The organism is Pseudomonas sp. WSY_20 (genome assembly GCF_043104335.1).
GTDB lineage: Bacteria > Pseudomonadota > Gammaproteobacteria > Pseudomonadales > Pseudomonadaceae > Aquipseudomonas > Aquipseudomonas parafulva_B.
Genome location: NZ_JBICKP010000052.1, coordinates 25,485 through 42,990, shown reverse-complemented (window position 1 = coordinate 42,990; position 17,506 = coordinate 25,485). Strand labels below are relative to the sequence as shown.

Below are 17,506 nucleotides of genomic sequence, written 5' to 3'. Positions count from 1 at the left end.
AGAAGCAAAAGCCAAAGCAACGGCAACAGCAACAGCAACAGCAACAGCAACAGCGGGAGCGGGAGCGGGAGCGGGAGCGGGAGCGGGAGATTTGCCTGGGAAAGACATTGGCATGTCTTTCCGAGACTGCGGCATCGCGCCGCAGGCAGTCAACCCTTGGCAAAACCCTGCAAGCCCGTAGAATCGCGCTTCCTTTTCGCCCGTCGCCTTGAACGGTGGCAACCGGCAACCAAGACCGAGTCCGCGCCTGACCCCATGAACGCTCATGTGAAATAGGCTCAACCCTCCCCGCCCGGCCGTCTTCTCGCATGGCCAAGCGGTTGAGTCTTGCCCAGGTCGCATCCGTGCAGCCTCTACCCTATCCGGGTCGATCGGCGTGCGCGCTCGAAAAGGCCAACCTTCGCATATCCAACTTGAGGTACCTATGTCTGCGCGTTTGCTGGCCATGGCGCTGGCGCCGCTGCTCGGGCTGTTCATCATTGCCCTGGGCAACGGCTTCATGTCTTCTCTGACCACCCTGCGACTCGGCGAGGCTGGCGAGTCTGCCACCACCATCGGCATCGTCTCGTCCACCTACTTCATCGGCCTGACCCTGGGCGCCATCTTCAATGATCGGCTCATCCTGCGCATCGGCCATATCCGCGCCTACACCAGCTTTGCATCGCTGATCGGCGTCACCATCCTGCTGCAAGGCCTGTTCTATGACGTGACCTGGTGGTCGGTGCTGCGCCTGATCAATGGCTGGGCGGCCGTGGGTGTGTTTCTGGTGATCGAAAGCTGGTTGCTGCTGGCCGGGGACGCCAAGATCCGCGGTCGCCTGCTGGCCTTGTACATGATCGCTTTCTATGGCGCCGGGGTGCTGGCCCAGGCAGGGCTTGGCGAGATTACCCGCCTGGGCGAGACGGCGCCCTTCATGCTGGCGGGTGTGCTCACCGCGCTGTCGGTGTTGCCGATCGTGATCCTGCCACGGGTCTCGCCACTGCTGGACCAGGTCGAGCCGCTCAAGCCGCGGCAGCTGCTGGGCGTGGCACCCTCGGGGCTGGTGGGATGTTTTGGTTCCGGCGTGGCCATAGCCGGGATCTACACGTTGCTGCCGCTGTACCTCCAACGTATCGGGCTGGACGTTGGCGAAGTGGGCAATATGATGGCCTGGGTCATCCTCGGGGCCATGCTGCTGCAATACCCCGTGGGGCGTTGGTCGGACCGCAGGGACCGCCAGGACGTGCTGATTGCCCTGGCTGCGGTGTGCGCTGCGCTGGCGCTGGGCACCGTATTCCTGCCCTCGGATGCGTTCCTGCTACCGGCGATGCTGTTTCTGCTGGGCGGCGGGGTGTTCACCCTGTACCCGGTGGCGGTCAGCCATGCGGCCGACCGTGCCCCATCCGATGCCCTGGTGCCCATGATCCAAGGGCTGCTGCTGATCAACTCGCTGGGCTCGGCGATGGCGCCGATGGCGATTTCGCCCGTCATGACCGAGTTTGGCGAAGCCGGGCTTTTCTGGGCCTTTGCCGTGGTCAACCTGTTGATGGTGGGCTTTTTCCTGTGGCGGCGCGGCAAGCGTCCGGCCGCGGAACACCCTGCCCCGTTCACCGCCTCCACCACCTTCTCGCCTACCGGCGCTGAACTGCGGGTTACCGAGGACCTGATGCATGCTGCCCAGGAGCATCCTCCGATGGAAACGGCCGAACCCAAGCCATCGCATCATGGCGAGACCTGTTGAGGTAAGCGTGCCGTTAACGACCATCCGTCGCCCTTAGGGCACCTCCTGTGCAGGTCTTTGCCAAACCAATGACAGATTCCATGCACAGGAGCTTCGCCATGATTCGCATTCGTAGCCTTTCGCTGTCCGTTGCTTTCGCCTTGGCCACCCTGGCCGGTACCAGTCAGGCCGCTACTGACACTACCAACACCGATATGCACCCGAAAACCGACCAGATGGGCGGCAAGACCGCAGGTGAAGGCAGCAGCGTGAACACCCCAGGCAGCAGCCGTGACAATGACAGCAGCAACGCCGGCGCAGCAGGTGCCCATGACGGTGCGGCAGGCGGCTCCAACAGCACCGGCGAAGCCACAGGCTCCGGCGCAGGTGCCACCGGTGGGCAAGCTGAAGATCAAGACAGCCACTAAGACCACGGTCTCGTGACCCTCTAACGTAATCATCCCATCGATTGCGCTCATAGCATTTTTCCATTGAATGGCCCGCGCAATGTGCAGTAAGCTCGGGTTCATTCACTGGAGAGCAGCATGCAAGCAACCATCCACACACTCGTCCTTGCCACTGGCCGCGCTTCGCGCCCAGTATCGGCTGTGACCGTGTCTGTAAATGCACCTGCCTCCTATTACTTCGGGTATTGGTTTAGCCACTAGGCGCCGATACCCACACGGCGTCCACCTTCGAGGGGCCGCCGAACATGAGAATACTCAAACCCCCGGTCGGCCTCCCGACAGGGGGTTTTGTTTTTTCAGGCCTACACCCAAACGATTCAGAGGACAGATTCATGAAATACGACACCTATTACGTAGCTGGCACCTCCACCTGGCGATTTAGCCACGTCCGCTCGGGCCAGCCTGCCGCCTCCGATCGGTTCTGCACAGGTGGCACAGCCCCAACCAATAGCCAATCACCGATCTGTCGAACACCTCGATAGGGCCGACCGCGCAGGATATAGCGCCTGCCGTCCGCCCAAGGAACCCCCCCATGCAAGCATCCAGCCTCGCCCTGCCTCCGACCCAACCTCAAGCTGCCAATACCGCTGTCAGCCGCCGCCTTCCCAGTCCGCACCTGCTCAAACAGCAGATGCCGCTCTCTGCCTCGCTCGCTCATCAAGTCCAGGCGCACCGCCAAGCCATTTGCGACATTCTCGAAGGACGCGACCACCGCCTGCTGGTGATCGTAGGGCCGTGCTCGCTGCATGATCCGCGCTCGGCGCTGGAATACGCCGATCGCCTGGCCGCGTTGAGCCGCCAGGTCGATGATCGCCTGCTGCTGGTGATGCGTGCCTACGTGGAAAAGCCGCGCACGACAGTGGGCTGGAAGGGCCTGGCCTACGATCCTCACCTCGATGGCAGCGACGACATGCACGCAGGCCTGGCCCTGTCGCGGGGGCTGATGCTGGGCATGATCGAACGGGGCCTGCCGGTCGCGACCGAGTTGTTGCAACCCATGGCTGCTGGCTACTTCGACGATGTGCTGGCCTGGGCTGCCATCGGCGCCCGTACCACCGAATCACAGATTCATCGGGAAATGGTCAGCGGGCTGGCGCTGCCGGTGGGCTTCAAGAACGGCACCGATGGCGGCGTGGCCATCGCGACAGACGCCATGCGCAGCGCTGCCCATGCCCACCGGCATTTCGGCATGGATGCCCAGGGCTACCCTGCGATCGTCGAAACCCTGGGCAATGCGCACACTCACCTGGTGCTGCGCGGTGGCCATCAGGGCCCGAACTACGACGCCCACAGCGTCGCCCTAGCCCGCCAGGGGCTCGCCAAAGCGGGTCTGCCTGCGCGCATCATGGTCGATTGCAGCCATGCCAACAGTGGCAAGGACCCGGCCCGGCAACCGGCTGTGTTCAACGAGGTGTTGCAACAGCGGTTGAATGGGGACGCCTCGATCGTGGGCATGATGATCGAAGGGCACCTGTTCGAGGGTTGTCAGGCGCTCGGCAAAGGGGCGCTGAAATACGGCGTGTCCATCACCGATGGCTGCCTTGGCTGGAGCGCCACCGAAACGCTGTTGCACGATGCGGCACGACGTCTGGGTGAGCGGCAGGCCGAACCCTGCGAGACACAACCGGTTGAAGTGCGTTAGGCTTTGCCTCTTTACCCTCCCAAGGAGCAGTACCCCATGGCACGTGCAACCGCCCGTCACATCCTGGTCAACAGCGAAGATAAGTGCAAAGAACTCAAGGCCCAGATCGAAGCGGGTGCTGACTTCGGTGAAATCGCCAAGGCCAATTCCACCTGCCCGTCCAGCCGCCAGGGTGGTGACCTGGGCTCGTTCGGTCCAGGCCAGATGGTCAAGGAATTCGATACTGTCGTCTTCAGCGCCCCGGTCAACACCGTACAGGGTCCGGTCAAGACCCAGTTCGGCTACCACCTGCTGGAAGTGACCAGCCGCCAGGACTAAGTCCTGCGAAGCAAGCCCGGTAGGAGGGAGTGGCTCAAAGCTGCTGCATTGGCGCCATGCGAAGGTACCCACGGAACCTTTGATCAGCCGCTCCGCTCCTACGCTCAGCCCATCCCGGGCGATGCCCAATGGCTTTCTTCGTTCCAGTCAGCGCCGGAGCGCTGCTAGGGAGCTTTGCATGACCCTCAAAGGCAAGACAGCAGTGATCACAGGTTCCACCAGCGGCATTGGCCTGGGCATTGCCCATGTGCTGGCGCGAGCGGGGGCCAGCATCGTGCTCAACGGCTTTGGTGATCCTTCACCGGCCATCGCCAGCCTTGAACAGTTAGGGGTGCAGGTGCGGCATCATCCCGCTGACCTTGCCGATGCTGCTCAGATCGAGGCCCTGCTGGCCTTTGCCGAACAGGCATTCGGTGCCGTGGACATCCTGGTCAACAATGCAGGCATCCAGCATGTGGCACCCGTCGAGCACTTCCCGGTGGACAGCTGGGACAAGATCATTGCCTTGAACCTGTCTGCGGTCTTCCACGGCACTCGCCTGGTGTTGCCAGGCATGCGCGCCCGCAACTGGGGGCGCATCATCAACATCGCCTCGGTTCATGGGCTTGTCGGCTCCACAGGCAAAGCCGCGTACGTCGCCGCCAAGCATGGGGTGATTGGCCTGACGAAGGTCGTAGGGCTGGAAACTGCCATGAGCGGCGTGACCTGCAATGCCCTGTGCCCAGGCTGGGTGTTGACGCCGCTGGTGCAGCAGCAAATCGACGCACGTGCAGCAACCGGCATCGATCCCCAGCAGGCACAGCGGGACTTGCTCGCGGAAAAACAGCCTTCGCAGGCGTTCGTAACCCCTGAGCACCTCGGCGAACTCGTGCTGTTTCTGTGCAGCGAGGCTGGCAGCCAGGTACGCGGTGCAGCCTGGAACGTGGACGGTGGATGGCTGGCGCAATAAGCCATGCCGGTTCGCACGGCTAGCGGTGCGTCGGGCATAATGCCTGCTTTCTCTCGCTGCATGCATAGGTAGATCATGAAAGCCCAAGCCCGCCACATCCTGGTCAAGACTGCTGACGAAGCTGAAAAGCTCAAGCAGCGCATCGCCAAGGGTGAGGCGTTCGATGTGCTCGCCAGGAAGTTCTCCCTCTGCCCCTCGGGCAAGCGTGGCGGCGATCTCGGGGAGATTCGACCTGGGCAGATGGTCGGTGCGATCGACCAGGTCATCTTCAAGAAACCCTTGCGCGTGGTGCATGGGCCTGTGAAGAGCAAATTCGGCTATCACCTGGTACAGACGTTCTACCGCGACTGAGTCTCAACACTGCCACCTCAGTACCCAGCAACTAGCAGTTCTGCCAGTTGTCGCCTTCAAGCCTGCCTCTGTAAAAAGTGCCTGACCCCGCGCAACCGATTCTGCGCGCTGGCTTGGGATGGAGGCTTCGCTATGCGTGTACGACTGATTGTGGGATCCCTGAGTTTACTGGGCGCAGCCCTGCCATCTGCTCAGGCAGCTTGCACATTTCCCCCTGGCGCCGGTAACGACACGTATGTCTGCGACAGCGGGTCATCGCCTTCGCTCGTCGATACCGAGGGCGACAACCGCCTGGTGTTTCCGGCGAATGGCACCGGCGCCATCGAAGGCGATGTCACCTTCGGTCCAGGCCGGGACAGTATCGATATGGGCTCCGGCACGATCGCCGGCAATGTCAATCAGGGCGGCGGCATCGATGACTTCGTCATGAGCGGCGGCGTGATCGAGGGCAACGTCAACCAAGGTGACGGGCTGGACACCTTCTATATGTCCGGCGGCTGGATCAAGGGCACCTTCGACAGCGGCGACTACGCCGAAATGGATGGCGGGCGGATCGGAAACGTCAACCTGCGCCTGGACAAGAATACCTTCATCATGCGCGGTGGCAGCGTTGACAGGAACGTCATCGCCGCGTTCGACACCGATTACATCGAAGTCTTCGACGGCACTATTGGCGGCAATATCAGTGTCAGCGGCGGCGACGACAGCGTTTTGATTCATGGCGGCAGTGTCGCGGGGGATGTACTGCTCAGCACGGGTAACGATCGCTTCGTCTGGGATGGCGGGACGATCGGCGGGAGAGTCGATGCCGGGCCGGGCGACGACACTGCGCTGCTCTCCGGGCTCAACCCGGAAACGCTGACGATCACGATCAATGGTGGCGAAGGCAACGATGCGCTCACATTCGACAATAGCCGCGTGGTGGGCGGTGCTCGTTACCTCAATTGGGAGACGGTGGCGTTGACCAATCTAAGCCAGCTGGCGCTCGACGACACCCTGGTGCTTGGAGACGCCGGCACCGGAACCGGCAGGCTCACGCTCGACAACAACAGCGTCCTAGCCTCCAGCGAGGGCGTGATCACAGCGTTTGGTCCAGGGCAAAGGGCATCGGTGAGCAACGCCGGTACGCTCAACCTCACCGAGGGTGGCGATGCCCTGGGCCGTCTTACTCTCCAGGGCGACTATGTCGGCGAAAATGGCTTCTTGCGCGTGAACAGCGTATTAGCCGGCGACAATTCGCCCTCAGATCGCCTGGTGGTCAGCGCTGGCTCCATAACGGGGACGACCGGCCTGATCGTCAACAACCTGGGTGGAGCCGGCGCGCCGACATACCAGAACGGCATTCAGGTGGTGGAAGCACGCGATGGTGCCACCAGTACGGCGACAGCCTTTGTGCAAACGCAAACCCTTTCAGCGGGCGCTTACGACTACCGATTGTTCAAAGGCGGCGTCACCGCCGGCAGCGAGAACAACTGGTACCTGCGCTCGACGCTGGTGGCGCCACCGGTGGTGACAGCGCCGGTTGAGCCCGAGGTGCCTGGCGAGCCGGACCCCGAGCAACCGGCTGCACCGCAGCCGGCGATCACCCCGCCGGTTGCCGCTCCGGCCCCAGGGCAACTGGACTTGCCCGCCCCAATCGCCGGCAACCAAAGCCTGCCACTGTATCGTCCCGAGGTCGCGGTCTACGCCGCCGCCCCCAGGGGGGCTGCTGTCGTGGTGCGCCAGGCACTGGGCACTTTCCATCAGCGTCAGGGTGACCAGCAACTGCTGGAGGGCCAGGGCGCATTGCCTGCTGCTTGGGGTCAGGGGTACGGCGGCGCGCTCCGTCAACAGTGGAGCGGTACTGTCAGCCCCAGCCTCGATGGCGACCTGTATGGCTTCAAGGTTGGTCAGGACGTGTACGCTCATGTGAGTGATACCGGCGCCCGTCAACACGCAGGGGTGTACGTGAGCCAGTCTCGCTTGACGGCCGGAGTCAAGGGCTTTGCATTGGCACAGGAGGACCGCAGCGTCGGTGACCTGCGCCTGGATGGCAAGAGTGCAGGTGTGTACTGGAGCTGGGTAGGTGCAGACGGTGGCTATGTGGATGGCGCTTTGCAGTACACCCGTCTGGATGGGCGGGCGCGCTCGGACCGAGGCGACAAGCTGGACCTGGATGGGGACGCCTGGGCCGCTTCGCTGGAAGCCGGCGTGCCCATAGCCTTGTCATCGCACTGGGCAATCGAGCCGCAGGCTCAGGTCATCGCCCAGAAAACCAAGTTCGATACCACCAGCGATCGTGTATCGCACATCGACCATGACGCGCAGGTCGAGCTCACTGGCCGCGTTGGGCTACGCCTTGAGGGGCGATTCAAGGCCAACGGCACCCGGCTGCTGCAGCCCTACGCGCAAGTGAACCTGTGGCATGGAGACGGCGGGCGGGACACGCTGGTGTTCGACAACACGGACAAGGTAAAGACCGATTACCGCTATACCGCCCTGCAAGCCGAGGCAGGTGTTGCAGCGCAACTCAACACATCATTGAGCGTGCACGGCGGGGTTCAGTACACGACGCACCTGGACAGCCGTGAACAGGAGGCTAGCGGCGTCAACCTGGGTGTGCGCTGGCAGTTCTGACACGCAAGAGGGGCGCGAGGGTAATACGCGCCCTGGCCTTCTTCAACGCCGGACGACCAACAGCCCTGCTCCAGCGCTTGCCAGCATCGCGGCACTGGTGCGATTGAACAACCTACGCGGCCGCGGCCTTGAAAACCATCGCTGCAAATAGGCGCCGATTGCGGCGTAGAGCGCGATAGCTGCCCACTCCAGCAGCAGAAACAGAGCGCCCAGTAGCAGGAACTGTTGACCTACAGGGACGGGGCTGGCGACCGATACGAACTGTGGCAAGAAAGCCGTGAATATCAAGATGGCTTTCGGATTGCCTGCTGCAACCATGAACTCCTGACGCGCCAGACGCCAACTACTGCATGGCGGGTACCCAGCCTCGACGGCCGCGGCCACTGGGGCACGCCACAGTTGCCACGCCAGGTAGAACAGATACACCGCCCCCACCACCTTTATCGTCAGGAATAGGGTTTCGCTGGTATGCAGGACCACGGCCAGGCCCATGGCCGCAAGGCCTATCATGCCGCTGAAGGCCAGCAGGCGTCCTACCCCGGCAAAGCACGCGGTACGCAAGCCATAGCAACTGGCGTTGTGAAGCGACAACAGGTTGTTGGGGCCTGGTGCCATGTTCAGGGCAAAGCAGGCCGGTATGAAAAGCATCAGGCTGGCAATGTCCATCTCTCTCTCCTCTGAATTCACGGGTTGTATCGCAGGTACCGGGCCGCAGCGTCAAGGTACAGCCACGTGCCACAACTGTACGGGCGAGCAGCGGCTGTTTAAGCTGTCGGTCATCACAAGGACCCTTCGATGCCCCATTCCACTATCACCCTGTGGCGAGACCCGCGCTTGCCGCAGGTCGAGAGCCGCCGCGCCTGTAACAGCCGAGCCTGCTACAAGGCCCATAGCCATCCGACATTCTCTATCGGTGCCGTGGACGCAGGCTCCAGCTTGTTCACGGGTGCAGGCTGCGGTACCGAGCGGCTCACCCCCGGTACGCTGGTGGCGGTCCCCGCGCACCGGGTCCATGCCTGCAACCCCGAGGCAGACCAGCCCTGGAGCTACCAGATGGTGCATGTGGATGCGAGCTGGCTGGCCGAGCTGCGCACTGAGTCCGGCCTGCCCTGCGGCGCCCCTGAGCAACCGGCGCGTGTCAGCCGGGATGCCGAGGCGTACCGCCGGTTCTGCCAACTGAATGCCGTGCTGTTTTCCGAGGCGACCCCGGTGCAAAAGGAGGCCGAGTTGATCGCTTTTCTGTGCGACATGGATTTCGATACTTTCTCGCCCTCGGCCGCAGCACCCGTCCTTCAAGCGCCGGCGCTGCAGGGCTTGCTCATGGACCTGCGCGACCAGGACCCGACTCGCCTGACCGTGGAGTCACTTGCCCGTGAGGCCGGCCTTGGCCGTTATCAACTGATTCGCGCGTTCCGCGCTGCCACAGGTCTGACTCCGCACGCCTACGTGCTCAACGCCAGGATCAACCAGAGTCGTCGACTGCTCCGGCAGGGTCACCGATTGGTGCAAGTCGCCCACGACCTGGGATTCGCTGATCAAAGTCATTTCCAGCGGGTATTCAAGGCGCATGTCGGGATCACACCCGGGCTATACCTCAAGGGGCAGACCACGAAGTAAGGCTGCGCGGTCATCACCTGCAATATTGTTCAATACGCGGGGTTCATGTGCCCGCACACTCGGGCAACTGACCTCAAGCGCCGAGTAACCTGCGACCATGCAAGCGTTTATCCTGATTGCCCTCGCCCACTTCCTGGCGCTGTTGTCGCCAGGGCCGGACTTCTTCCTGATTGCCCGAACTGCCATTGCCAGCGGCTGGCGCGTGGCCAGCGGTGCATGCCTGGGCATTGCATTGGGCAACGGGGTATTCATCGTGCTGGCATTTACCGGAGTATCCATACTGCACGAGGGCAGCGTGCTGTTCGACCTGTTGCAACTGGCTGGTGCGGTTTATCTCATCTACCTGGGTATTGCCTTTGTGCGTCATGCCGGCAGTACCAGCGTCTGCGCGACTTCGGGCAGCACATCGCCCACTTGGTGGCGCAACCTGCAGATGGGCCTGCTGTCAGGCCTGCTCAATCCTAAAAATGCCTTGTTTTATGCAAGCCTGGCCAGCCTGGTGGCGGGCAGTTCCACGGTGTGGAAGGTGTCGTACGGAGTCTGGATGCTCTGCGCGGTGCTTGCCTGGGACTTGCTGGTCGCCGTCGGCATAGGCCACCCGCGGGTGCTGCGGCGATTCAGCGCCGCCCTGCCCTTGCTCGAACGGTTGTCGGGCCTCGTGTTGCTGCTGCTCGGCATGGGTTTGCTGATCACGCTGGCCTGGCGTTGACGAGCGTCAGCGTACGCAGGTCCATCAGACTGAAATGCCCACTGGTCCATCCCCCGGTATCCAGATGCCACACATTGCCCAGCTGCCTGACAGACTGGACGGTGGTATGGCCGACCAGCAGGGCACGCAGCCCATTTATGGGCGTGGTATCGCCCTGCTTCAAACGTCGCCTTGACCACAGGCAGGTTTCAAGTACGTCTGGATCGTCGCCCAGTTCGAGCCAGGTACCCAGGGTCGACCAGTCATCGAACGGGCTGTCGGCATGCAGCAGGCCCACAGGGCCGCTTGCCGACTCGACCTGCAAAGCGATTGGCATCTGTTCGAAGCGTTCGACGAAGCGCAGCTGCTCAGCGGCCGCTGAATCGATGAACCATCCACCCCCGGCCGCACGGTACATGTCCAGGTCCAGCCGGCCGCCACGCACCAGGTTGATCGCCAGTGACTCGTGGTTGCCCTGGACCGCGTAGAACCATGGCTGCTCCAGCCAGTGCAGGGCTGCCCGGCTCATTGGACCGCGATCAACCAGGTCGCCAACGCTGAACAGCCGATCCTTGCCCGTATCGAAACCGACGGCGTCCAGGCTTTGCTGCAACCGGTCGAAATGGCCGTGTATGTCTCCCACGGCCAGGTCTCGACCCAGAACATTGGCGCCAACAACCTGGAAACGCTGCATGACCTGATCCCTTAGCAAGTAGGCAAAGACCCTAGGCCCTTGCCTGGACAGCATGGCACAAGCGTCTGGTCGGGAGTATGCTCGGCGATCACTTACCAGGGAAGGAAGTGTCATGAAGCTGTGCGCTGCGCAACTGGGTTCACTCAAGGGCGATGTGGCTGCTAACGTCAGGCGTCATCTGGCCTGCATCGAACAGGCCGCGAACGTGGGCGCTGCCGTGATCGTCTTTCCCGAGTTGTCGTTGACCGGTTACGAACCCAGCATTGCCCGTCAGGCTGCGCTGCCCCTATGCTCTCCACATCTGGACCCGCTGCAAGCGGCAAGTGACCGCCTGGGCATCATCGTTGCGGCGGGATTACCACTGCCAACCCCGAACGGCATCCAGATCGGCATGCCGATCTTTACCCCGAGCGCCCCGCGCCAAGCCTATGCTAAACAGCGCCTGCACGAAGATGAACTGCCCTACTTCTACGCTGGGGCGAGCACCTCGCTGATCCAGGCGGCGCAGCACCGAATCGCGCCGGCCATCTGCTATGAATCCATGTTCATGGCCCACGCTGCATCGGCCAAAGAACGAGGGGCAGACATCTATCTGGTCAGTGTGGCCAAGACGGCAAAAGGCGTAGGGGAAGGACACGCGCATTATCCGCAGGTGGCGCGAGAACTGGGCTTGATCGTGCTGATGGCCAACTGCGTTGGACCTGCCGACCATTTCGTGGCGGCCGGTGGTTCTGCGGCATGGGACAGTGAGGGCCGCCTGCTGGGTTGCCTGGACCCTCACAGCGAAGGCATGCTGCTACTGGACACCGAGGCTGGCACTGCCAGCATCATGCCGCTGGACGCGCCAGCGTGATCTACCTGGTAATGGCCCTGGCGAGCTACGGGCTAAGCTACTACGTGGTCGGATTGCTACTCGATGGCCAGGTGGCTGACATCGCCGAGGGTATGCGCCATCGCACCGATGCCCCGACCCCAGGTCAATACCTGCGCGCCGTTGAGCAACGGTTGCGCCGGGTGCGCTGGGAGTACTCGCTCATGGTAGGTACGGTCCTGACGGCGACGTCGTGCGCCGGCGTCTACTGGCTAGGCTGAAGCTGCAAGTGCAATGGCAACGTTTGCCGGCCTTCGAGGGCCAGTAGCAACTGCTTGGCTGCCAGCCCACCGGCAAAGCCGGTAAGCCCGCCGCTAGCCCCTATGACGCGATGACAGGGTGCGATGATCGAAATCGGATTGCGCCCATTGGCAGCCCCCACCGCCCGCACGGCACTGGGGTTGCCGATTTGCTGGGCGATCTGACCGTACGTGCGGGTTTCCCCGAAAGGAATACTCAGCAGCGCGTCCCACACCTGGCGCTGGAGTGCCGTTCCTGTGAATGACAAAGCCAGATCGAATCGTTGACGTCTGCCGGCAAAGTATTCGCCAAGTTGACGTGCGGTTTCGATCAGAACAGGGCAGCGGTCTTCACGCTGCAGCGGGCCAAGGCGTACCCTGTTCTCTCGTTCCTGCTCCCACAGCACCGCACTCAGCCTTTGATCCTGAGAGACGAGGGTCAGCGTGCCAACTGGCGATGGCATGAGGGTGTACAAGCTGGGCATATCGCGACTCGGGATCCAAAAGGCAGCTTGCGACGGGGTGCTTATGACAAAGCGACTAACCGTAATGGAACTGAATTACTGCGAATCAGCACCGGTCAACACTTGTGAACGCTGCAAGAAACTGACGAGGTGAATCATGACTATCGAAGCTGAGACGCTCGCACAACTCGCACAAGCCCTGAAAGCACAAGGGGCCAGGTTGATCGCTGACCTTACGTTCATCCGCGCGCCTTACCGGTGCGGCAAGCGCTGGGTATGCAATGTAGTACGCCGCAAAACCGCACGCAAGCCTGCACTGCTCCAATGAACGGCGGGCGAAACCACCACACACTTCAGTAGGCGAAGGACCGCCCTTTTTCCTGCAATCACCTACGTAAGCAAATCCGCCCACCACTGGTGTCAATCAAGACATTCGCGTGCCGCCACCCTCAGCTTGTCGCCCGACAGAAAGCTGCCTTTGTAGAACGTTGCACGGCTACCCTCGCCCGATTCGATCACCTCCAACACATCATCGGTCGTCACCGCACTTGGCGCTGTCATACGTACGCCATGGGGTATGGATTTCTGCGTTGAATTGGGTGCCAGTGCCTGCCACTGCGGCATTACGCAGGCTGCATACTGCTGGGGCGTTTTGGATGTGAGTTTGCTGGCAGTGGGCTTGCCTGGTGAGGCGCAGCCCACAAGTGCTACGCACAGCGCCGGCACGACATAAAGGTAATTAGGCATTTCTTTGGCCTCGATCAGTTGCGGGCATTTTAGCAAGCAGAGCAGGAACGAGTAATGGACCATCGTCGAATGCTGAAAACATCGCGGTTGCCCTTTATTGAACTACCTACGGAACGAATGCAGCCTGTGTTGTTTCTGATGAGCAATCATGCACGGCCACGGTGATGTGGCACTGATTGACTGATCTAATTTGGCTATTCGTTGGAGTCCTACATGGTGTGGTGGCTTGAAGTGCTTGCACAGTTTGCAATCTCCACTGGTCTGGCCATGGTGTGCATCCTGGTGTTCTGGACCTATGGGCTGGCGTTCGGCAGGCTTTACATGAAGCTGCTCGCTTGTCTGCTGGCCAGTGTTCTACTGATGGTTGCTGCATTCCCGCACGGGGTGAATTTTGCTACAGGACTGGGCGCATCAGTGGGCAACAGTCACTCACTGTCGTTGTTCCTGGCTGACGCCACCGGGGTTATCGCTGCGGTTCTGATCGCATCTTTTTTCTTCAATCCGGAACGCTTGATAGAGTAGCCGGCGCTGCGCGCGCTGTCGCCTGACAGTTCTGCCAGTAGCATGGGCAGGTAGAGACTGGCAATGTCATCAGGCCAATCCCGGCACAAGAACGCCTTACCTAAGGATGCCGAACCCATGAAAGAGCCGTCCAAACAAACGCGGTTGTTTTACCAGAGCGGTAAGCTGGTGACCCTTGTAAGTCCCGATCAGCGTCAGCAGATTTTTCGCACCCCTGATACAGCGCTTGCAGAAGCCCGTGCTGATGGCGGCCCTGCCCTACTGGGCACGGACGCTCAAGGATCGGTGCTGATGGTGCAGTCCGAAGACCAGGCACCGTCCTGATGGGGCGCGCGGCCAGGTGGAGAAACAGAGTGCGTCCAGGCGCTCCATCGCCCTGCGCCGTTGCCGCAAGCGTCGCCAGGCGCAGCGGACGCGAACATGCTAACGTTGACTCATCTTTCAGCGAGTCAACGTGTTCATGGAATCACTCGATTGCATCAAATCGGACTTGGTCAAAACCGCAGATCATCTAGAAGCGCTTGGCAAAGCCCTCAATGGCCATGCGCGCTTCATACAGGCGCGGGGTGCCCATCCTGATCAGATCGACGTGGACGCGCACATCCAAGCCCTTGCACAGGTGACCGAAGCCCTGCGCGAGGTAGCAACCAAGATGCAGAGCTCGCTTTGCCCTACGGTGCCTAACAAGTAACGCATTGTGTTCGATCCCCATGCACTGCAGATCGCCTCAACGAAACCTGAGCTTGACCACCTTGCTCAAAGCCCACCCGCTGAACACGTAGAACAGGTCCAAGTACAAGCGGCCGGCATAATTGGGCATTGGGTGGTTATCGATGAGCTGCTCAGGGCCGGGGTTAGGCGGCATGAGCGTGTAGAATGCATTCGGGATCAGAGCCAAGGCGATCAACAGCAAATAGGTTGCCCTTCTGATCCACTGCGCGCTTGGTGTAGGCTTGGCTGACCATTTGACGCCGTAGTATGCGATCAGACCTGCTACGGGCAATACCCAGAAATGTGTTGGAATACCAATGAACATTTCAGCCACAGCACTTCTTGTTTCCACGCAAGTTCCTCCAATTGAATAAGCGAAGTATTGCGGTTGGGTTTGTCAAAAGCAAAGCACCCATGACGCCTCTACCCGCCTGGCTGCTATTCGAGCGTTCAGTTGACCTCTTGAGTGAAGGCATCTGTCACTTCCGGAGCGCAGTCACTGTCGCTGGGTTTGCATCCAGCGTGGATGCAAACCCAGTACACGTTCCGTATCGCGCGTAGTAGCGTTCGGCTTTCGACGAACTGCCAGGGTCCGTTGCTATTGCCCACGGACCGGGCCACTCACGAACTGGGAAGTCAAATGGAACACGTTCATTCCGTCAGCCAAGACGTCATCGATTCAGCACTCATCGCGTTTTCACGTTTCAAAATTGGTGAAATCAAGGTATTCGATCTTGAAAGTTCAATGAGTTATGAAGCCGGGCAAGCGCTTGCCCGCAGCGGACTGGTGCGATTCTCGATTCACAAGATGCCTTCGGGGCGGTACCGCATCAGTGACGAAGGCGAAAACGCGATTACCGAAGCAGGCCGAGCACGGCTAGAGGTGATCAGGGGCTGAGTCGACGATTGGCTGCGATCGATCACCGAAGATGCAGCGGCACGGGGTGACCCGTGCCGCCTCGCTCCATCAGATACCCTGACTCCAGTGAGCGGCGATCGCCAATATAACGAAAGCCACCACCGCTTCCACAACGAGGTAGATACCGTAGAAATCCTCTGAAAACATACGCAACTATCCGCTTGAAAGACGACTGTCCACGGCCGGGCGAGCCGGCGCGTAAGTCAGATAAGCGATGGCATTCAGAAGTTCACGCCCAGTGAGCACTATCAGGCAACGCCGGGCGGTATCCCATCTTTGTTCTTGTCCTTGAGCCTCGCTTTTTCCTCCTCGGTGGCGTGAGCCGGTACCTCATTTTTCTTGGGTTCATGCTGCTGATCAGTCATGCTCAAGCTCCTCAACGTGTCATGCGTTAGGCATTGGTCGCGCCCAGCAGTTCAGGCGCATACGCAGCCATCACGTTCCATGATCACGCTTGGGGATGCCCAGGGAATTGCACGAAGCCACTTCACGGGCCTTCATGACGCCCCAGGCCAATGCCCGGGACATGGACTCCTTTGGGCGGTCGTCGAACGCCTCCTCATAGACAGGCATGCCGCCCGGGGCATAGACACCGATGAACAATTGAACCCGGCCGTTTCGCGACAAGCGAACCTGAACATTGATCGACGTTCTGTCGATCAACGTCTCTTCGTGCGCGCGGTGGTGCAACGTAGGATCAGCCCAGGACCAGAACACACTGCCGCGCATCCGCATCGCGCCTCCTAATACTTTAGTCTAATGGCCACTACGGGGGACATTAGCGGCCCGCCGCTTGGGCTACTAGCAAAATATGGCATCGAGCGTTATCGATCAGACGAGCGGAAAACGTCAGTGCCATAATGCAGGACCATGCCGACAGGGAGCCATTGGCGATGCCTGGACACACTGCACATCTGCCGCGAGCATAAATCATGAACACGTTAGTTACCTTCTTCTCAGCCGCGGTGATGCCACTGTTGGCGATTAGCCTGACGGTCATGGCGCACCGGCACGTCATGAAGAAATGGCGAGCGAAGATCGATACCGAACTTGCAGATGCCTTGAGCACCTTAGGGGTCACTAGGTACACATTACTGGTCGACAAATTAACCTCGCCCAGTACGGACAGAACCGCCCAGGTCTATCGCATCCTCCGTGGCGAGCGTGGAGACCATTATCTGTTCATGAAAATTGGAGACCAGCCAGGCCTGCTCAAGCCGCTGAGCAAGGAACGGGCTTTGTTGGCTGTGCGGGTCAATGGTTAATATGCCTTGAAGGACGCATCAGCCTGACTTCGATAAGCACAGAGCGTCAGACTCAGACCGATAGCCTTACTCGTTAAAGGACCAAGAGGTATCAACTCCATGGATGGTCATCCCACGCTTTTTACTGATCGGCTGGTGCTCACGCGTCTGTGCTTGGAGGACGTTGCCTTCATCCAAGAGCAATTCCCCCAATGGGAGGTGGTGCGCTATCTGGATAGTCGGGTTTCATGGCCTTACCCAGTCGACGGCGCCCTGGCCTATGTTCGCGACATTGCGCTGCCGGGAATGGCGGCAGGTTGTGAATGGCATTGGATGATTCGCATGCGTGATGACCCTGACTGCAGACTGGGCAGCATTAGCCTGTTCGAACAGCCCGGAAACAACAGGGGTTTCTGGCTGGCACCGCAGTGGTGGGGTCGCGGTTATATGCGTGAGGCGTGCGCAGTCGTCACCGCCTACTGGTTCGAAACACTGGCGCGGCCGATCATGCAGGTGCCCAAGGCGGTGGCCAATCACGCATCTCGTCGAGTATCAGAATTTGAGGGCATGCGCTTGGTGGGCTTGCAGAAAGGATGGTTTGTAAGCGGCTTGATGGATGTTGAACTCTGGCAGATGACGCGGGCTGACTGGTTGGCAAATACCGCAGCTTACAGGGCTGATGGTCGCGGTATTGGTTGAACTGGAAAGGAGCCATTTGATTCGACTCACCTGTGCCCTGCTTATTGCC

Annotated in this window: 25 protein-coding genes; 19 read left to right on the top strand and 6 right to left on the bottom strand. The window is 60.7% G+C overall.

Annotation, left to right across the window (positions count from 1 at the left end; all coding sequences use genetic code 11):
• The 8 genes from ACF8E5_RS13195 to ACF8E5_RS13160 form a co-directional block, all read left to right on the top strand.
• A partial coding sequence (locus tag ACF8E5_RS13195) for a hypothetical protein (protein WP_392475387.1) occupies positions 1 to 212 on the top strand: 212 nt, incomplete at its 5' end.
• Between the two features lie 212 nt (positions 213 to 424).
• On the top strand, positions 425 to 1,720 hold the full coding sequence (locus ACF8E5_RS13190) for an MFS transporter (RefSeq protein ID WP_326383704.1): 1,296 nt from the start codon (positions 425 to 427) through the stop codon (positions 1,718 to 1,720).
• A 98-nt stretch (positions 1,721 to 1,818) separates the two neighbouring features.
• Complete coding sequence (locus ACF8E5_RS13185; RefSeq protein WP_027916365.1) at positions 1,819 to 2,127, top strand: hypothetical protein; 309 nt, start codon at positions 1,819 to 1,821, stop codon at positions 2,125 to 2,127.
• A 571-nt stretch (positions 2,128 to 2,698) separates the two neighbouring features.
• Positions 2,699 to 3,808 carry a 3-deoxy-7-phosphoheptulonate synthase gene (locus tag ACF8E5_RS13180; protein ID WP_197844085.1) on the top strand — a complete coding sequence of 370 codons (1,110 nt, stop codon included), beginning with the start codon at positions 2,699 to 2,701 and terminating at the stop codon, positions 3,806 to 3,808.
• A gap of 36 nt (positions 3,809 to 3,844) precedes the next feature.
• Complete coding sequence (locus ACF8E5_RS13175; RefSeq protein WP_197844084.1) at positions 3,845 to 4,126, top strand: peptidylprolyl isomerase; 282 nt, start codon at positions 3,845 to 3,847, stop codon at positions 4,124 to 4,126.
• Between the two features lie 178 nt (positions 4,127 to 4,304).
• Positions 4,305 to 5,075, top strand: coding sequence for a 3-hydroxybutyrate dehydrogenase (hbdH, locus tag ACF8E5_RS13170; RefSeq protein ID WP_326383705.1), 771 nt, complete (start codon positions 4,305 to 4,307; stop codon positions 5,073 to 5,075).
• A 75-nt stretch (positions 5,076 to 5,150) separates the two neighbouring features.
• Positions 5,151 to 5,426, top strand: coding sequence for a peptidylprolyl isomerase (locus ACF8E5_RS13165; protein ID WP_027916368.1), 276 nt, complete (start codon positions 5,151 to 5,153; stop codon positions 5,424 to 5,426).
• Positions 5,427 to 5,558: 132 nt separating this feature from the next.
• Complete coding sequence (locus tag ACF8E5_RS13160; RefSeq protein ID WP_392475386.1) at positions 5,559 to 8,042, top strand: autotransporter outer membrane beta-barrel domain-containing protein; 2,484 nt, start codon at positions 5,559 to 5,561, stop codon at positions 8,040 to 8,042.
• A 42-nt stretch (positions 8,043 to 8,084) separates the two neighbouring features.
• Here the strand turns inward: ACF8E5_RS13160 and ACF8E5_RS13155 are convergent, their stop codons facing one another.
• Positions 8,085 to 8,708, bottom strand: coding sequence for a LysE family translocator (locus ACF8E5_RS13155; RefSeq protein ID WP_392475385.1), 624 nt, complete (start codon positions 8,706 to 8,708; stop codon positions 8,085 to 8,087).
• A gap of 129 nt (positions 8,709 to 8,837) precedes the next feature.
• Here ACF8E5_RS13155 and ACF8E5_RS13150 point away from each other — a divergent pair, with 129 nt between their 5' ends.
• Positions 8,838 to 9,659 carry an AraC family transcriptional regulator gene (locus tag ACF8E5_RS13150; RefSeq protein WP_392475384.1) on the top strand — a complete coding sequence of 274 codons (822 nt, stop codon included), beginning with the start codon at positions 8,838 to 8,840 and terminating at the stop codon, positions 9,657 to 9,659.
• A gap of 97 nt (positions 9,660 to 9,756) precedes the next feature.
• Complete coding sequence (locus ACF8E5_RS13145; protein ID WP_078478575.1) at positions 9,757 to 10,368, top strand: LysE family translocator; 612 nt, start codon at positions 9,757 to 9,759, stop codon at positions 10,366 to 10,368.
• On the opposite strand, the gene ACF8E5_RS13140 is transcribed toward ACF8E5_RS13145, so the two are convergent.
• Complete coding sequence (locus ACF8E5_RS13140; protein WP_058638251.1) at positions 10,349 to 11,041, bottom strand: metallophosphoesterase; 693 nt, start codon at positions 11,039 to 11,041, stop codon at positions 10,349 to 10,351. The genes ACF8E5_RS13145 and ACF8E5_RS13140 overlap by 20 nt on opposite strands.
• Before the next feature lie 112 nt (positions 11,042 to 11,153).
• Between ACF8E5_RS13140 and ACF8E5_RS13135 the strand changes: the two genes are divergently transcribed.
• Both ACF8E5_RS13135 and ACF8E5_RS13130 read left to right on the top strand, forming a co-directional pair.
• Positions 11,154 to 11,894: a carbon-nitrogen hydrolase family protein gene (locus tag ACF8E5_RS13135; protein WP_058638252.1), complete on the top strand. Its 741-nt coding sequence runs from the start codon at positions 11,154 to 11,156 to the stop codon at positions 11,892 to 11,894.
• On the top strand, positions 11,891 to 12,133 hold the full coding sequence (locus ACF8E5_RS13130) for a hypothetical protein (protein ID WP_058604143.1): 243 nt from the start codon (positions 11,891 to 11,893) through the stop codon (positions 12,131 to 12,133). The genes ACF8E5_RS13135 and ACF8E5_RS13130 overlap by 4 nt, the downstream gene beginning before the upstream one ends.
• Here ACF8E5_RS13130 and ACF8E5_RS13125 read toward each other — a convergent pair.
• The gene (locus tag ACF8E5_RS13125) at positions 12,118 to 12,636 is read right to left on the bottom strand and encodes a methylated-DNA--[protein]-cysteine S-methyltransferase (RefSeq protein WP_392475383.1); all 519 of its coding nucleotides are present in this window, start codon (positions 12,634 to 12,636) and stop codon (positions 12,118 to 12,120) included. The two genes, ACF8E5_RS13130 and ACF8E5_RS13125, sit on opposite strands and share 16 nt — an antisense overlap.
• 136 nt (positions 12,637 to 12,772) lie before the next feature.
• On the opposite strand from ACF8E5_RS13125, the gene ACF8E5_RS13120 reads away from it, so the two are divergent.
• On the top strand, positions 12,773 to 12,943 hold the full coding sequence (locus ACF8E5_RS13120) for a hypothetical protein (protein ID WP_023533860.1): 171 nt from the start codon (positions 12,773 to 12,775) through the stop codon (positions 12,941 to 12,943).
• A 92-nt stretch (positions 12,944 to 13,035) separates the two neighbouring features.
• On the opposite strand, the gene ACF8E5_RS13115 is transcribed toward ACF8E5_RS13120, so the two are convergent.
• Positions 13,036 to 13,362, bottom strand: a complete 327-nt coding sequence (locus ACF8E5_RS13115; protein WP_058638381.1) for a hypothetical protein — start codon at positions 13,360 to 13,362, stop codon at positions 13,036 to 13,038.
• A gap of 213 nt (positions 13,363 to 13,575) precedes the next feature.
• Here ACF8E5_RS13115 and ACF8E5_RS13110 point away from each other — a divergent pair, with 213 nt between their 5' ends.
• The 3 genes from ACF8E5_RS13110 to ACF8E5_RS13100 all read left to right on the top strand — a co-directional run bounded on the left by ACF8E5_RS13110 (position 13,576) and on the right by ACF8E5_RS13100 (position 14,575).
• The gene (locus tag ACF8E5_RS13110) at positions 13,576 to 13,884 is read left to right on the top strand and encodes a hypothetical protein (protein ID WP_197844078.1); all 309 of its coding nucleotides are present in this window, start codon (positions 13,576 to 13,578) and stop codon (positions 13,882 to 13,884) included.
• Between the two features lie 117 nt (positions 13,885 to 14,001).
• Entirely contained in the window at positions 14,002 to 14,208 is a 207-nt protein-coding gene (locus ACF8E5_RS13105; RefSeq protein ID WP_058638256.1) for a hypothetical protein, read from the top strand.
• Between the two features lie 136 nt (positions 14,209 to 14,344).
• Positions 14,345 to 14,575: a hypothetical protein gene (locus ACF8E5_RS13100; RefSeq protein WP_058638257.1), complete on the top strand. Its 231-nt coding sequence runs from the start codon at positions 14,345 to 14,347 to the stop codon at positions 14,573 to 14,575.
• 36 nt (positions 14,576 to 14,611) lie between these two features.
• On the opposite strand, the gene ACF8E5_RS13095 is transcribed toward ACF8E5_RS13100, so the two are convergent.
• A complete protein-coding gene (locus tag ACF8E5_RS13095; RefSeq protein ID WP_058638258.1) occupies positions 14,612 to 14,920 on the bottom strand; it encodes a hypothetical protein in 309 nt (102 codons plus the stop codon).
• A 315-nt stretch (positions 14,921 to 15,235) separates the two neighbouring features.
• Here ACF8E5_RS13095 and ACF8E5_RS13090 point away from each other — a divergent pair, with 315 nt between their 5' ends.
• On the top strand, positions 15,236 to 15,493 hold the full coding sequence (locus ACF8E5_RS13090) for a hypothetical protein (protein ID WP_196185495.1): 258 nt from the start codon (positions 15,236 to 15,238) through the stop codon (positions 15,491 to 15,493).
• Between the two features lie 456 nt (positions 15,494 to 15,949).
• On the opposite strand, the gene ACF8E5_RS13085 is transcribed toward ACF8E5_RS13090, so the two are convergent.
• Positions 15,950 to 16,249, bottom strand: a complete 300-nt coding sequence (locus ACF8E5_RS13085) for a hypothetical protein (protein WP_145256033.1) — start codon at positions 16,247 to 16,249, stop codon at positions 15,950 to 15,952.
• A 197-nt stretch (positions 16,250 to 16,446) separates the two neighbouring features.
• Between ACF8E5_RS13085 and ACF8E5_RS13080 the strand changes: the two genes are divergently transcribed.
• On the top strand, positions 16,447 to 16,779 hold the full coding sequence (locus tag ACF8E5_RS13080) for a hypothetical protein (protein ID WP_058638261.1): 333 nt from the start codon (positions 16,447 to 16,449) through the stop codon (positions 16,777 to 16,779).
• A 99-nt stretch (positions 16,780 to 16,878) separates the two neighbouring features.
• Positions 16,879 to 17,457: a GNAT family N-acetyltransferase gene (locus ACF8E5_RS13075; protein ID WP_058638262.1), complete on the top strand. Its 579-nt coding sequence runs from the start codon at positions 16,879 to 16,881 to the stop codon at positions 17,455 to 17,457.
• The last annotated feature ends 49 nt before the right edge of the window (positions 17,458 to 17,506 follow it).

Bases quoted from the DNA above. Each gene is read 5' to 3' on its own strand.
- ACF8E5_RS13100 (WP_058638257.1), top strand. From the start codon at position 14,345: ATGGAATCACTCGATTGCATCAAATCGGACTTGGTCAAAACCGCAGAT.
- ACF8E5_RS13135 (WP_058638252.1), top strand. From the start codon at position 11,154: ATGAAGCTGTGCGCTGCGCAACTGGGTTCACTCAAGGGCGATGTGGCT.
- ACF8E5_RS13175 (WP_197844084.1), top strand. From the start codon at position 3,845: ATGGCACGTGCAACCGCCCGTCACATCCTGGTCAACAGCGAAGATAAG.
- ACF8E5_RS13085 (WP_145256033.1), bottom strand. From the start codon at position 16,249: ATGCGGATGCGCGGCAGTGTGTTCTGGTCCTGGGCTGATCCTACGTTG.
- ACF8E5_RS13110 (WP_197844078.1), top strand. From the start codon at position 13,576: ATGGTGTGGTGGCTTGAAGTGCTTGCACAGTTTGCAATCTCCACTGGT.
- ACF8E5_RS13185 (WP_027916365.1), top strand. From the start codon at position 1,819: ATGATTCGCATTCGTAGCCTTTCGCTGTCCGTTGCTTTCGCCTTGGCC.
- ACF8E5_RS13095 (WP_058638258.1), bottom strand. From the start codon at position 14,920: ATGTTCATTGGTATTCCAACACATTTCTGGGTATTGCCCGTAGCAGGT.
- ACF8E5_RS13125 (WP_392475383.1), bottom strand. From the start codon at position 12,636: ATGCCCAGCTTGTACACCCTCATGCCATCGCCAGTTGGCACGCTGACC.
- ACF8E5_RS13165 (WP_027916368.1), top strand. From the start codon at position 5,151: ATGAAAGCCCAAGCCCGCCACATCCTGGTCAAGACTGCTGACGAAGCT.
- ACF8E5_RS13105 (WP_058638256.1), top strand. From the start codon at position 14,002: ATGAAAGAGCCGTCCAAACAAACGCGGTTGTTTTACCAGAGCGGTAAG.
- ACF8E5_RS13120 (WP_023533860.1), top strand. From the start codon at position 12,773: ATGACTATCGAAGCTGAGACGCTCGCACAACTCGCACAAGCCCTGAAA.
- ACF8E5_RS13115 (WP_058638381.1), bottom strand. From the start codon at position 13,362: ATGCCTAATTACCTTTATGTCGTGCCGGCGCTGTGCGTAGCACTTGTG.
- ACF8E5_RS13155 (WP_392475385.1), bottom strand. From the start codon at position 8,708: ATGGACATTGCCAGCCTGATGCTTTTCATACCGGCCTGCTTTGCCCTG.
- hbdH (WP_326383705.1), top strand. From the start codon at position 4,305: ATGACCCTCAAAGGCAAGACAGCAGTGATCACAGGTTCCACCAGCGGC.
- ACF8E5_RS13180 (WP_197844085.1), top strand. From the start codon at position 2,699: ATGCAAGCATCCAGCCTCGCCCTGCCTCCGACCCAACCTCAAGCTGCC.
- ACF8E5_RS13090 (WP_196185495.1), top strand. From the start codon at position 15,236: ATGGAACACGTTCATTCCGTCAGCCAAGACGTCATCGATTCAGCACTC.
- ACF8E5_RS13160 (WP_392475386.1), top strand. From the start codon at position 5,559: ATGCGTGTACGACTGATTGTGGGATCCCTGAGTTTACTGGGCGCAGCC.
- ACF8E5_RS13145 (WP_078478575.1), top strand. From the start codon at position 9,757: ATGCAAGCGTTTATCCTGATTGCCCTCGCCCACTTCCTGGCGCTGTTG.
- ACF8E5_RS13150 (WP_392475384.1), top strand. From the start codon at position 8,838: ATGCCCCATTCCACTATCACCCTGTGGCGAGACCCGCGCTTGCCGCAG.
- ACF8E5_RS13140 (WP_058638251.1), bottom strand. From the start codon at position 11,041: ATGCAGCGTTTCCAGGTTGTTGGCGCCAATGTTCTGGGTCGAGACCTG.
- ACF8E5_RS13190 (WP_326383704.1), top strand. From the start codon at position 425: ATGTCTGCGCGTTTGCTGGCCATGGCGCTGGCGCCGCTGCTCGGGCTG.
- ACF8E5_RS13075 (WP_058638262.1), top strand. From the start codon at position 16,879: ATGGATGGTCATCCCACGCTTTTTACTGATCGGCTGGTGCTCACGCGT.
- ACF8E5_RS13080 (WP_058638261.1), top strand. From the start codon at position 16,447: ATGAACACGTTAGTTACCTTCTTCTCAGCCGCGGTGATGCCACTGTTG.